Source organism: Janthinobacterium foliorum, from assembly GCF_978021625.1.
Window position 1 is genome coordinate 799,472 of record NZ_CDXDQE010000001.1, and the last position, 13,303, is coordinate 812,774.

The window sequence follows — 13,303 nt, forward strand, 5'->3', positions numbered from 1 at the left end:
TGCTGCGCGTCGCAATTTGCGGCCTCCGATGCTCACCGACTCGGCGTCCCCCTGCATCCGCACAGCTGCGGCTCAACCGCAACTCCCGTCCGCCCGCTACGGTTTAAGCAGGTGTTCCAGCTATCGGCGCGCCGCCTCCAGGCGCGCCAGCAGCGGCGCATACATCGAGCGCGTATGGCTGCTCCAGCGGGCCATGGCGCTGTCGATATCGGCGCACAGGCGCTCGGCCAACACCGTGTCGCCCTGCTGCAGCGCCCAGATCGCGTATTCGGCGCGGCACTCGAAACTGCCATGGCGCGTCAGCGCGTCGTCGAATTCCGCCTTCGCCTCCGCTTGGCGCCCGCTTTGCGCCAGCGCGCGCGCCGTCAGCAAGGACACCATCTCGGGACGAAAATGGATATCGCTGCGGCGGATGAATTCCAGGTGCGTCAGCGCTTCGGCGCCGCGTTCGCATTCCAGGTAGGCGCGCGCCGCGCCGAGGCGGATTTCCAGGTCCGATGAAAACGCGCCCTGCAGGCACGCCTCGTACGTCGCCGCCGCTTCCTGCGGATTGCCTGCTTCGAGCAGCGCGCTGGCCAGGCGCATCTGGTTCTGCGCCGTCGGCGTGTACTCGAAAGCGGCTTTCGCCTCGCGCAGCTCGCGGTTCGGATCGAGCACCTGGACCGCTACGGACGCCACCTTGCGCGCGCCTTGCGGCAGGCGCGAATTGGGCAGATAGATGGCGAAGAAATACACCACGCTGCCCAGCAGGGGAAACATGAATAAAATCAGCAGCCAGTACAGCTGCTGCCCGTTGCGCACCACATGGACCGCAAAGAAAACGGCGATCAGAATGTGGATGCCTATGCCAAAAATCGTCATGCCGCAACCTCGTTCGTGATGGGAGCGGCTGGCACCATGCCGCCGCTTTCCCTGGGGAGAATATTACACTGGCCGCCGCCGGGCGTCGCGCCGGGCACGCGGCGCTTACGGCGCGCTGGCTTGCCAGCCGCCGCCCATGGCCCGGTACAGATCGACGGACGACACGAGGATGCGCGTCTTCAGCTGCAGCAGGCCCACGTCGGCACTGTACAGGGTGCGCTGGGCGTCGAGTTCCTCCAGGTAGGAGGCATAGCCATTGCGGTAGCGGTTATGCGCGATGCGCAGCGTTTCAGCCGCCGTGGCGCGGCGCGCGTCGTTTTCCACGGCTTGCTGCTGCAGGCGGTAGATGGCGCCCAGGCTGTTCTCCGTTTCGGCAAACGCATTCCTCACCACGTTTTCATACGCGTACACGAGCTGGTCGCGCTGCGCGCCGGCCGCATCCGTCTGCGCCTGCACTCTGCCCCCGTCGAACAGGGGACCGGCCGCCAGTGCCGTCAGCCGCCACAGGGCCGTCGGCGCATGCAGGAAATCGGTCAGGGTCGTGGCCTGGCCGCCGCCCGCCGCCGTCAGCTTGAACGAGGGCAGCAGCTGGTCGCGCGTGGCGGCCAGGCTGGCGTTCGCCGCCGCCAGATTGTGCTCCGCGCGCGCGATGTCGGGCCGGCGGCGCAGCAGTTCCGACGGCAGTCCCGCCGGCACGGTCGGCGCGCTCAGTTGCGCCAGCGGCATGCCGCGCGCGACGGGGCCGGGATTGCCGCCCACAAGCACGGCCAGCGCATTTTCCTGCTCGAAGATCTGCCGCTGCAGCTGCGGCACCTGCTCGGCCGCCGCATGGTATTCCGACTGCGCCTGCAGCCATTCCAGGCGCGAGCTGTAGCCCACCTCGAACTGCTTGCGGGCCAGCTCGCGCGACTGTTCGCGCAGCTGCAGGGTCGATTGCGTCAGCGCCAGCTGCGCGTCCAGCCCGCGCAGATTCAGGTAGGCCGTGGCCACGCTGGCGGCGATCGACAGGGCCGCCGCATCGAGGCTGGCCTGCTCGGCGCGGTAGCTTTCGCCCGCCGCATCGCTGAGTTTCGCCAGCCGGCCCCACACATCGATTTCATAGCTGGCCTGCAGCTCGGCCTGGAAGACATTCGTCACGTAGGGCACGCCGTTGGACGCCAGGGTGCGCGTGCGCGTGGGCGAGCCGTCAAAGGCCAGGGTCGGCGCGCGGTTGGCGTCGGCCTGCGCCAGGCGCGCGCGGTATTCCTGCACGCGGGCGCGCGCCACGCGCAAGTCGCCGTTGCGCGCCAGCGCCTCGCCCACCAGGTCGCTCAGCACCGGGTCGCCGAATGCCTGCCACCACAGCTGCTCCACATGCGCGCCATTGGCAGCGGCATCAAGCGCCGGCGCGCCGGCAGCCTGCGCGCGCCAGCCGGACGGCAGTTGCAGGGTCGAGGCAGGCTGCGGCGGGGCCTTGGCGGCGCAGCCTGCCAGCGCCAGCGCGCCGGCCATCAGCAGATGGCGGCGTTTCATGGCTTGGCTTTCGCGGGCGCCTTTTTCGGCGGCGGCGGGGGCGGCGCGGGATTTTCCGCCGAGTCGTTCAACACGGCGGACGTGTCGACGCTGACCACCACCGACATGCCCGGCACCAGGCGGCGCGCATTCGCCTGGCCCGGATCGATGCGGATGCGCACGGGAATGCGCTGGGCGATCTTGAGGTAATTGCCCGTCGCATTATCGGCCGGCAGCACGGAAAACTCGGAACCCGTGGCCGGCGAGATGCGCTCGACCTGGCCCGTCAGCACGGCGCCATCGAGGGCGTCGACGTGGAAGGTGGCGCTCTGCCCCTCCTGCACGCCATTCATCTGCGTTTCCTTGAAATTGGCGATCACCCACATCTGGCGCGGCACCAGCGCCATCAGCTGCGCGCCCGAATTCACGTACGCGCCCTGGCGCACCGTCACCTGGCCCAGCTGGCCATCGGACGGCGCCACGATGCGCGTGTTATCGAGATCGATCTTCGCCGCCTTGACGGCCGCCTGCGCGTTCGCCACGGCCGCTTCCAGCGCCTGCTTGTTGACCACCACGGAATGCGCGCTTTGCTGGGCGATGTCGAGGTTGGCCCGTGCCTGCGCCAGCGCGGCCGCCATCTGCGCCTGCGCGGCGCGCGACTGGTCGTGTTCGCGCTGCGACAGCGAACCGTCGGCCACCAATTGCTCCACCCGGTTCAAGTCGGCGCTGGCCTTGCGCGCCTGCGCTTCCGCGTTCGCCATCACCGCCTGGCTGACGGCGATGCCCGCCTCCGCGCTGGCCTTTTGCTGCGCCCAGTTCGACAGCGCCGCCTGCTGCGCGGCCAACTGCGCCTGCGCCTGTTCATAGCGCTGCTGGTAGATGCGGTCGTCGATGCGCACCAGCAGCTGCCCTTCCTTGACGTCCATGAAATCCTGCACCGTCACTTCCACCACATAACCGGACAGCTGCGTGCCGATGATCGTCACCTGTCCACGCACGGTGGCGTTTTCCGTCGTCACGATGGGGCTGGTGAACGGCGGCAAGCGCCACGCATACAGCACGATCAGCACCCCGACCAAAGCCACGGCGGCAAAGGCCAGCGCGGACAGCCACTGGTGGCGGCGGTCCGGCTGCGGCGGCGTGGATGCCGGCGCAGGTGCCGGCGCGGACGGTGCTGCGGGGGCTGGCGTGGCGGCGGGAGGCGTGGTGTTATTGTCTGTCATTGCTCGGTTCCGAATTGGTAATGGGGACGATGGACATGGCGGTCTGCGCGTCGCGCACGGGGCCGACCAGGCGCCGCGCACCGGTGGTGATGCGGGTCCAGAACTGGCTGACCAGCATCCACAGCAAGGTGGCGAGGGCGACGCCGGCGATCATCAAGAACACATCGTTGTAGGCGAGGACGTTGGCTTCGCGCGTGGCGATGGCGCCCAGGCGCGCCACGCCCTCGGCGCTGCGCAAGGCGGGGTCCATCAGCACGCCGCCGTAGCCGGCCGCGCCCGACTGCACGCGCGCCGCCACTTGCGGGTCGAGCATGGTGAGATGCTCGACCAGGTAGCTGGAATGGTATTTTTCGCGCGCCGTCTGGATGGTGCCGACGATGGCCGAACCGAGCAGGCCGCCCAGGTTCTGCGTCATGGTAAACATCACGGAAAAACTCACCAGGTTGCGCGGTTCGGCGATCACGGCGCCCATGCCGGCCACCATGGTGGGACCGAGAAAATACGTGCCGCCAAAGGCCAGCAGGAACTGGCTGACGTACATGTTGACGGGGCGCGTCTGGCTGGTGGCGTGCGCGTCGATCAGGGCGCCGGCCGCGATCAGCAGCAGCGCGAACATCAGCGAGCGGTTCAGGGTCGCCGGGTTGATCGTCAGCGCGCTGACCACCAGGCCCGCCACGCTGCCCAGCAGCACCACGATGAACAGGTTCTGCATCTGGTCCGTGTTCAGGCCCAGCGCCTGCAAAAAGCCCACGGCACCCGTCGATTCGGACAGCACGATGCGAAACAGCAGCACGGATAAAAACAGCTTGGCGATCTTGCCCGTGGTGAGCCAGCGCGTGTTGAGCAGGGGCCGCGCGCGGTTATGTTCGATGGCCAGCGCGGCGGTGATCAAGGCTATGGAAGCGGCCAGGCTCACGCCCACCCACTCGGACTCCATCCACCACGCCGTGCGGCCCTGCGCCAGCACGGCGCACAGCAGGGCCATGCCGGGGGCGAAAAGGATAAAGGTGAGGAAATCGAGCGGCTCGAACGTCTGCATGCGGTCGCCCGGCGGCAGCTTCAAGGCCAGCACGCAGCCCAGCGCCAGCAGGGCCAGCCCCAGTTCAAACAGGTACAGGCCGTGCCATTCGCCGATCTGCAGCAGTTCGGAAGTAAAGATGCGCGCCAGCGGCAAGGCCAGCTGGGCAAAGCCCAGGCCCAGCACCACGCCCTTCAGGCGGTGCCTGGCGGGGAAGGCCTGCAGGGTGTAGTACAGACCCAGCACGCCCAGCGCCCCCCCCACCATGCCATGCGCGGCGCGCACGGCGATGGCCGACGACAGGCTGTTGGCGTACAGGTGGGCGAAGGTGACGAGCGCGTACAGCACCAGAAACGCCTCCGTGAACAGGCGCAGGCCGAACTGCTGGCGGAATTTCACCAGCAGCAGATTCATGGAAACGATGGTCATCACATAAGCGGCGGGCAGCCACTGCATCTGGTAGGCGTACGCGCCCAGCGCACCTTGCAGGTTCAGGATGTTGGCCGTCACCAGGCCGTTGCCCAGCCCTCCCGTCAGCGCGACGATCAGGCCGACGATGAAATACGCGACACGCTTGGGCGTCGGGTGTTCGGGCATCGATGGCGACCCGGGCAAGGTCGGACGTTCGCCCGGCCCCCAGGTGCGTGGTGTGTACTTGTCCATGCGGCAATCGCGATCAGGTTTGCTGAAGCTGTTCTTTGCCGCTGCTTTGCTGCTTTGCTATTAAGCAAACAGTTGCAAATGAACAGTTCTCATGCGCAGCATATCACCGCAGGACGTTTTCATTGTTTACATTGTTGGAACCGGCACGGACGCCGGGCCGGCGCGAAACGGGCTGGGGCGGCGCCTGGCGCGCCGTGCCCAGCCCGCGAAGGACATCACACGCGCGGCGGGTCCGTCTCGCGCGCAAACGCCCGGTGCGCGGCCAGCGCCTTTTTAAAGGCCGCCACGGCTTTCACCACGTCGCTGGACGGCACGATGAAGATGGCGGGATCGGGTTTGCCATCGGGCAAGGTCGCCGGTATGCCGGCCTTGTCCAGCAAGCCCTTGCCCGCGCCGATGGCCAGCATCGGCTTGCAGTGCCGGTATTGCAGGCGCAGGAAGTCGAGGGCGTTGGCGTCGCTGCCCAGCTGCTGCACGGCGCCCTGTCCATCCGGCACCACGACGGCGTCGAACAGCACGGACGGCCCTGTTTCCAGCGAAATTTCCACGGCCAGCGGCGCGCCGCCGCTCGTATCGACCGTGCCCAGGTGGCTGCCCACCAGGCGCGGCACGGCACCGTCCGCCAGCAGCGAGGCGTAGATGCTGCGCACCTGCGCGCCATCGCTGCCCGGCCCCACGAGGATGGCCACGCGCAAGGTGTGGATACCCGTCTTGCCGGGCCGGAAAAACAGCGACAGTTCCGGCGACGGCGGATAGCTCGGCACCGGCAGCGCAGGGTCGGATGGCAGCGCGGGCGGCATGGCCGGCGGCAAGGCCAGGCCCAGGCCATCGGCCAGGCGCTGCGCCAGCGTTTCATCGACGTTGCGCAGCATGGCCACGATGCGCTTGCGAATGGCCACCGTCTGCACCTTGCTCAGTTCAAAGCGGAAGGCATGCACGATATGGTCTTGCTCAACGGGCGTCTGGCTGATCCAGAACAGCCGTCCCTGCGCATAATGCTCGGCGAATTTCTCGGGCTTGCCGCGCACCTTGTCGCCTTCGGTGGCTGCGGGAAAGCTGTTGAAACCCCTGGCGCCCGCCTGGTGCGGAAAACCGCCCGCCAGCGAATTGGGCTCATACGCCACCCGGCCCCGGTTGATGGCCTGGCGGTGGATGCCGTCGCGCTGGTTGTTGTGCAGCGGCGCCAGCGGCGCGTTGATGGGAATCTCGTGGAAATTGGCCCCGCCCAGGCGCGTGATCTGCGTATCGACGTACGAGTGGATGCGCCCCTGCAGCAGCGGATCATTGCTGAAATCGATGCCGGGCACGATGTGCGCCGTGCAGAAGGCCACCTGCTCCGTCTCGGCGAAGAAATTGTCCGGGTTGCGGTTCAAGACCATTTTGCCGACGGGGATCAAGGGCACCAGCTCCTCGGGAATCAGCTTGGTGGGATCGAGCACGTCGAAGGGGAAGGCGTCGGCCTGTTCTTCCGTGAAGATCTGGAAGGCCAGCTCGTATTCGGGAAACTCGCCGCACTCGATGGCTTCCCACAAGTCGCGCCGGTGAAAGTCGGAATCGGCGCCGCTGAGCTTGACGGCTTCGTCCCACACCAGCGAGTGCGTGCCGGCCATCGGCGACCAATGGAATTTGCAGAAGACGGACTGGCCCTTGGCATTCACCAGGCGGAAGGTATGCACGCCGAAGCCCTGCATCATGCGGAAACTGCGCGGGATGGCGCGGTCGGACATGACCCACATCAGCATGTGCGTGATTTCCGGCGACAGCGAGGCGAAATCCCAGAAGGTGTCGTGCGCGCTGGCCGCCTGCGGAATGCCATTGTTCGGCTCCGGCTTGACGGCGTGGATCAGGTCGGGGAACTTCATCGCGTCCTGGATGAAGAAGACGGGGATGTTATTGCCGACCAGGTCCCAGTTGCCCTCGTCCGTATAAAACTTCACGGCAAAGCCGCGCACGTCGCGCGCCGTGTCGGTCGAACCGCGCTCGCCGGCCACCGTGGAAAAGCGCACGAAGACGGGCGTGCGCTTGCCCGCCTTGGCGAACAGCGTGGCGCGCGTGTGCTTGCTTTGCTCCTTGTAGCATTCGAAATAGCCATGGGCGGCCGAACCGCGCGCATGCACGACGCGCTCGGGGATGCGCTCGTGGTCGAAATGCGTGAGTTTTTCGCGCAAAATAAAATCTTCCATCAGCGTGGGGCCGCGCAAGCCCGCCTTCAGCGAATTCTGGTTGTCGCCCACGGGCACGCCCTGGTTCGTCGTCAGCACGCAGCCGCTGTCGTCGGCGCGGGCATGGTCCAGCGAGCCATTGAGCGCGTTCTCGCCCAGCGCGGGCTGGCCCTCGCCCACCTTCGGCGAAGGCGTCGTCTCTCCCGTGGTGCTGGCCGTGGCCAGCGGCTCGCCGGCGGCCACGTGTTCGCCCTCCTGCGGCACGCGCGCGGCGTCGCCATACTGGCCCGCTTCCTTGGGATTGTCGGGCATGGCAGCCGACAGCGCCTGGCCGGCGGCGGCTTTTTTCAGTAGCGCCTGCGCGGCATCGCTGTTGCTGCCCAAACTTTGCGGCGGGCCGCTCTCGGAGGGGCCGGACATGCTGCTCAAGACGGAACCGGCACCGTCCGTGGACGGCGTTTTCTTGTTGGTAGCCATTACATCTCCTGTGAGTTCTTGCCCGGAAAGTAACGCTACAACGGCCTCATTCAGCGCACGGACAGGGCAAGCAAAATAATGATGGGAAGAATGATCAAAACAGGTACACCGATCAAGCACAATAAATGGGAGCGCATCTTCACCCTCCTTTACTGCCTGCTACTACCTTGTGCACGTGGGCGCTGGCCCAGCCCGCCACCATGGCGAACCGGGCCAGCGCCCACGACAAAACCTCGGCAGGACTGCGTAAATTTATTTACGCGAACCCAGCAATTTCGACAGGCCATAGCCGGCCGCTGCCGCAATCAGCAGCGACACGGCCGGGCGCTCGCGCACATAGTCGCGGCCCGTCTCGCCGGCGCGCTGGCAGGCGGCGCCCAGCTGTTTGCCGCGCGCCATCAGGCGTTCCGAGGCCTTGTTGACGGTGTCGCTGACCTGGTCGATGCGGTCGCCCACCTGGTCCACGCTGTCGTGGGCGCGCGTGGCCACCTTGTCGGCCAGGGGCTGGGCCTGGTTCGCCACCTTGTCGATGGTGCGGTGCAAATCCTGGCGGGTATCCTGGGCGGTGCCGTTCAGGTCAGAGCTGGCTTTTTCAATCGCGTTCATGATGGTTTCCTTTAACAGTGAATAATCTCAACCATGCTCGATGCCGTGACCGAATCATGATTCTCCTCGCTTCCGGGACAGCAGAAGCGGCTAAACGCTGCCGGGCTGAGCCATATCAAACAGTGGATCAGCAGCAAGCTGTTGGCACTACCTTAACCGTGCCCGCCGCGCGCCACCGTGCGCTGCCACACCTTGAAGGCCAGACTTAAATGCCTGTCGGAAATAACAATCCCGCCGGCCCGATGGCGCGGGCGGGATTGCGCGACTTGCAACGCCTGACAACACCGTGGCGAGCGCAAGGGCGTTGTGGCTGAGATGCGCAACTGTGCGAAGGTACGGGGACGCCGAGTCAGTGAGCATCGCAGGCCGCGACCGCCGACGCGCTGTAGGTTTGGGCAGGTGTTCTTAGGCGCGCAACCGCGCATCGAGCGAATAGCGTCCCGCGCCACTGATGGCAATGGTGCCGAAGACGATGATCAGCAGCCAGCCGAACTGGCCGTCGGCGATGCTCCAGTCAGGGTGGACGAGCAGCATCGACACGCCCAGCAGGAACAGCAGGGGCAGGCAGGCCAGGCGCGTCAGCAAACCGGCGGCAACCAGGAGCGGGCAGAGCATTTCCGCGAACAGGGCGCAGTACAGGGTGACGGTGCGGCCCAGGTGCAGCGGGTCGTCGATGCGCGCCAGTTCGTCGGCAAAATGCAGCAGCTTGGGCAAACCGTGCACGTGCAGCACCAGCAGCGCGCCCGCCACGCGCGCAAACAGCAAGCCCGCATCCGGTAAAAAGGGGCCGGCCAGCGCCGCCTTCCAGTTTTTCTTCATGTTCGCTCCATTGAAAAGCCAGGCGGCGCGGCGCGCCGCTGCCAGCCATCATAGGCAAGCTCCCGCCCGGGTGCGACTGGTCTTTTGGCAGAGGCGCCGGCGCGCGCGAAGGCCTAGACTCGCTGATGCCCAGCCGCGCCTGGCCTCCCTCCCCCACCCCGAAGGAAATGCATCATGTCGAAAAAAATCCAAGCCGAAGAAGTCAACTCCCGCCGCAAGCTGCTCGTCAGCGTCGCCGGTGTCGCCGCCAGCGCGGGTCTCTTGGCCGCCGGCGGCGCCAGTGCCGCCGCCAAGCCTGCCGCTGCCGCCGCCGCTGCGCCGGGCAAGCTCAGCGTCAATAGCGTCACCGTCAAGGACGGCACCGTCATCCATTTCAAGGACTGGGGCACAGGCACGCCCGTCGTCTTCAGCCACGGCTGGCCCTTGCAGGGCGACGCCTGGGAAGACCAGATGATGTTCCTGGCCAGCCGCGGCTACCGCGTGATCGCGCACGACCGCCGCGGCCACGGCCTGTCAAGCCAGCCATGGCAGGGCAATGACATGGATACCTACGCCGACGACCTGGCCACCCTGCTCGACGCGCTCGACATCAAGGGCGCGACCCTGGTCGGCCATTCGACGGGCGGCGGCGAAGTGGCGCGCTACATCGGCCGCCATGGCGAAAAGCGCGTGGCCAAGGCCGTGCTGGTGGGCGCCGTGCCGCCGCAGATGCTCAAGTCGGACAGCAATCCGGGCGGCTTGCCGATGTCCGTCTTCGACGGCATCCGCGCCGGCGTGCTGGCCGACCGCTCGCAATTCTTCAAGGACCTGAGCGTGCCGTTCTTCGGCGCCAACCGACCCGGCAACAAGGTATCGCAAGGCATGCGCGACACCTTCTGGCTGCAGGGCATGCAGTGCGGCATCAAGAACGCCTATGATTGCATCAAGCAGTTTTCCGAGACGGACTTCACGGCCGACCTGAAGAAAATCTCCGTGCCGACCCTGGTGGTGCACGGCGGCGACGACCAGATCGTGCCCATCGATGCTTCCGGCAAGGCGGCGGCCAAGCTCATCAAGAACGCCAGGCTTGTCATCTATGAAGGCGCGCCGCACGGCTTGCCGGCCACCCACAAGGACCGCCTGAACGAAGACTTGCTGGCCTTTATCAAGTCCTGACCGTTCTGCGCTTCCCGCGCCGCCGGCCCGCCCGGCGGTGTCCCGCTCCCCCCGCCGGCATCGCCGCCGCGCAAAAAAACCGCCCGCCTCCCCCATTCGTATAACTGCCTTGCCTGCCGGGCCATGCATACTTGCTGCAACGCGGCATGAGCCGCAGCGAACGACAGGAATCCGCGATGGCCAGCATGCATTATTTCCCTCAGAAGCAAGACCCCGGCCTGGCGCAGGCGCAGCGCATGGGCGGCTTGGGCGAATTTGCCGCGTCGGTCGCGCACGAAGTGCGCCAGCCGCTGGCAGCCATCGCGCTCAATGCCGATGCGGCCTTGCGCTGGCTCGACCACGATCCGCCCCGCCTCGACGAGGCGCGCGCGGCGCTGGCCATGGTCGCCAGCGCCGGCAGCCACGCCAGCGCCGTGCTGCGCAGCGTGCATGGCCTGGCCTGCAACGCGCCGGGCAGCCACGCTCATTTCGCGGCCGACGACGCCGTGCAGGAGCTGCTGCCGCTGCTGCGCGCGCCATTGCAACACCACGCCATCCACCTGCAAACGCAGCTGGCGCCGGGCCGCCCGCTGCTGCGCGCCGATCCGGCGCAATTCCGGCAAGTCATCCTGAACCTGCTGATGAATGCCATCGAGGCCCTGCAGGGCACCAGCGGCCGGCCGCGCACGGTGCTGCTGTCCTCGCGCCTGGAGGGCGGCCTGCAGCAGTTCAGCGTCGCCGACAATGGCGCCGGCATCGCGCCGCAGGCGGCCGGGCGCCTGTATCAGGCCCGCTATTCCAGCAAGCCGGACGGCATGGGCATGGGCCTGGCCATCTGCCGCCGCATCCTCGACGCGCATGGCGGCCGCCTGTGGCATGCGCCCGGCGCGCCCCATGGCAGCGTCTTTTACTTCACCCTGCCAGCGCCATGAAACCAGGCATGCACACGAGCTTCCCCCCGGCCGATCCGGCCGCGCTGCCCATCCGTCTGCTGATCGCCGACGACCACCCGCTGATCCTGGCCGGCCTGGCCTCGCTGATCGCCTCGCTGCCTGGCTTGCTCCTGCTGGGCCAGGCGGGCACGGGCCGCGCCGCCGTGGAGCTGTACCGGCAATTGCGGCCCGACGTGGTGCTGATGGATTTGAACATGCCGGAAATGCATGGCATCGAAGCAATCGAGCGCATCTGCGCGGACGATGCGCAAGCGAAGATCGTCATCCTCACCACCTACCAGGGCGAGGACAGCGTGCACCGGGCCCTGCGCGCCGGCGCGCGCGGCTACCTGCTGAAGGATTCCGGCTTCCTGCAACTGACGCAGTGCATCAGCCAGGTGGCCGCCGGCAGGCACTACCTGCCGCCGGAACTGGCGGCGCAGCAGGCCGGCCGCATCGAGGCGAACCGCCTGTCGAAACGCGAACACGACATCCTGCAGCACCTGTCGGCGGGCAAGAGCAACAAGATGATCGCGCGCAGCGCCGGCATCGAGGTGGGCACGGTCAAATTTCACGTGAACAATATTTTGACCAAGCTCAACGTCTCAAGCCGCACCGAGGCGGCCACGGTGGCCGCCCGGCGCGGCTTGCTGGGCGCGTTCTAAGTAGGACGTGGGAAATTATGGTGACGTTATGACGAACAGCACCGGATGCTCTGCAAGGCGCCCGCTGCGACGCAGTGCGAGCACTGCCAGCAACGGGCAACACCGCGGAGCGCCGGGTATGGAAGCCAGAAATCACGGTCATTTATTACGTCCTGCTTAGTACATCTTGCTAGGCAGGCAAGAATCAGGCGGCGCCGTCATCCTTCTGCTGCGGCTCGGCCCTGGCCAGCGCGGGCTTCGCTTCCACGCCGCTGATCTTCGGCACGCATTCGCTGCGCAGCCACGCCACTGTCACGGGTTCGCCCGTCATCAGGCGCTTGACGCTGGGAACGATCTGTTCGCCGATCAGCATGCCCAGCAGGCCGATCAGGGCAATGGCGGGCGGCGCCGGCGAGCGTACCTGCAAGACGGCGTAGATGATGCCAACCAGCAGGCCCACGGCCAGCGAAATCACATATAACTTCATGGCACATTCCTTTCGATGAAAAAAACGCCGCGCGCGGTCAGGCGCGCGGCGCATGGCACTGCCGCGCGGCGCTTACTTGGCCGGCACCGGCGCCAGGGTGGCGTGCTCGCCGTGGATGCGCTGCGGCGCCTTGTGCACCATCGTGTAGGCGTAGTCGACGCCCATGCCATAGGCGCCCGAGTGTTCGCGCACGATGGCCATGACGGCGTCATAGGTTTCCTTGTGCGCCCAGTCGCGCTGCCATTCCAGCAGCACCTGCTGCCATGTGACGGGCACCACGCCGGCCTGGATCATGCGCTGCATGGCGTAGTCGTGCGCTTCCTTCGAGGTGCCGCCCGAGGCGTCGGCCACCATGTAGATTTCGTAGTCGCCTTCGAGCATCGCGCACAGGGCGAAGCTGTTGTTGCACACTTCCGTCCACAGGCCCGAAACGACGACCTTTTTCTTGCCGTTGGCAGCCAGCGCATCGCGCACCTTCTGGTCATCCCACGAATTCATCGAGCTGCGCTCGAGGATATCCTTGCCGGGGAAAACATCCAGCAGTTCCGGATAGGTATGGCCGGAGAAGCTTTCCGTTTCCACCGTGGTGATGATGGTGGGGATGTTGAACACCTTGGCGGCCTTGGCCAGGCCCACGGTATTGTTCTTCAGCGCTTGCCGGTCCATCGATTGCACGCCAAACGCCATCTGCGGCTGCTGGTCGATGAAGATGATCTGGCAATTGTCGGGGGTAAGGACTTCCAGTTTCGGATTGGTCATGATGTCATCCATAAAGAAAGGGTTGAG

12 protein-coding genes are annotated in these 13,303 nt (G+C 66.4%); 3 read left to right on the forward strand and 9 right to left on the reverse strand.

Annotated elements, in window-relative coordinates:
• Positions 1-120: 120 nt before the first annotated feature.
• The 7 genes from ACZ92H_RS03585 to ACZ92H_RS03615 all read right to left on the reverse strand — a co-directional run bounded on the left by ACZ92H_RS03585 (position 121) and on the right by ACZ92H_RS03615 (position 9,320).
• A complete protein-coding gene (locus ACZ92H_RS03585) occupies positions 121-861 on the reverse strand; it encodes a tetratricopeptide repeat protein (protein ID WP_465048015.1) in 741 nt (246 codons plus the stop codon).
• A gap of 105 nt (positions 862-966) precedes the next feature.
• The gene (locus ACZ92H_RS03590; RefSeq protein ID WP_465048014.1) at positions 967-2,373 is read right to left on the reverse strand and encodes an efflux transporter outer membrane subunit; all 1,407 of its coding nucleotides are present in this window, start codon (positions 2,371-2,373) and stop codon (positions 967-969) included.
• Positions 2,370-3,575 carry an HlyD family secretion protein gene (locus ACZ92H_RS03595; protein WP_290601591.1) on the reverse strand — a complete coding sequence of 402 codons (1,206 nt, stop codon included), beginning with the start codon at positions 3,573-3,575 and terminating at the stop codon, positions 2,370-2,372. Before ACZ92H_RS03595 ends, ACZ92H_RS03590 begins: the two co-directional genes overlap by 4 nt.
• On the reverse strand, positions 3,562-5,256 hold the full coding sequence (locus ACZ92H_RS03600; protein ID WP_465048013.1) for an MFS transporter: 1,695 nt from the start codon (positions 5,254-5,256) through the stop codon (positions 3,562-3,564). Before ACZ92H_RS03600 ends, ACZ92H_RS03595 begins: the two co-directional genes overlap by 14 nt.
• Before the next feature lie 215 nt (positions 5,257-5,471).
• Complete coding sequence (locus ACZ92H_RS03605; RefSeq protein WP_465048012.1) at positions 5,472-7,895, reverse strand: catalase; 2,424 nt, start codon at positions 7,893-7,895, stop codon at positions 5,472-5,474.
• Between the two features lie 252 nt (positions 7,896-8,147).
• Complete coding sequence (locus tag ACZ92H_RS03610; protein ID WP_465048011.1) at positions 8,148-8,501, reverse strand: ElaB/YgaM/YqjD family protein; 354 nt, start codon at positions 8,499-8,501, stop codon at positions 8,148-8,150.
• Positions 8,502-8,906: 405 nt separating this feature from the next.
• On the reverse strand, positions 8,907-9,320 hold the full coding sequence (locus ACZ92H_RS03615; RefSeq protein WP_131371904.1) for a DoxX family protein: 414 nt from the start codon (positions 9,318-9,320) through the stop codon (positions 8,907-8,909).
• A gap of 174 nt (positions 9,321-9,494) precedes the next feature.
• Here ACZ92H_RS03615 and ACZ92H_RS03620 point away from each other — a divergent pair, with 174 nt between their 5' ends.
• The 3 genes from ACZ92H_RS03620 to ACZ92H_RS03630 all read left to right on the forward strand — a co-directional run bounded on the left by ACZ92H_RS03620 (position 9,495) and on the right by ACZ92H_RS03630 (position 12,051).
• Positions 9,495-10,475, forward strand: a complete 981-nt coding sequence (locus ACZ92H_RS03620) for an alpha/beta fold hydrolase (RefSeq protein ID WP_465048010.1) — start codon at positions 9,495-9,497, stop codon at positions 10,473-10,475.
• Positions 10,476-10,651: 176 nt separating this feature from the next.
• Complete coding sequence (locus ACZ92H_RS03625; protein ID WP_465048009.1) at positions 10,652-11,386, forward strand: sensor histidine kinase; 735 nt, start codon at positions 10,652-10,654, stop codon at positions 11,384-11,386.
• Between the two features lie 8 nt (positions 11,387-11,394).
• Entirely contained in the window at positions 11,395-12,051 is a 657-nt protein-coding gene (locus ACZ92H_RS03630) for a response regulator (RefSeq protein ID WP_465048008.1), read from the forward strand.
• Positions 12,052-12,235: 184 nt separating this feature from the next.
• On the opposite strand, the gene ACZ92H_RS03635 is transcribed toward ACZ92H_RS03630, so the two are convergent.
• Together ACZ92H_RS03635 and ACZ92H_RS03640 are read right to left on the reverse strand one after the other, a co-directional pair.
• A complete protein-coding gene (locus ACZ92H_RS03635; RefSeq protein ID WP_465048007.1) occupies positions 12,236-12,517 on the reverse strand; it encodes a XapX domain-containing protein in 282 nt (93 codons plus the stop codon).
• A 72-nt stretch (positions 12,518-12,589) separates the two neighbouring features.
• Positions 12,590-13,276, reverse strand: coding sequence for a hydrolase (locus tag ACZ92H_RS03640; protein ID WP_070281851.1), 687 nt, complete (start codon positions 13,274-13,276; stop codon positions 12,590-12,592).
• Positions 13,277-13,303: the final 27 nt, after the last annotated feature.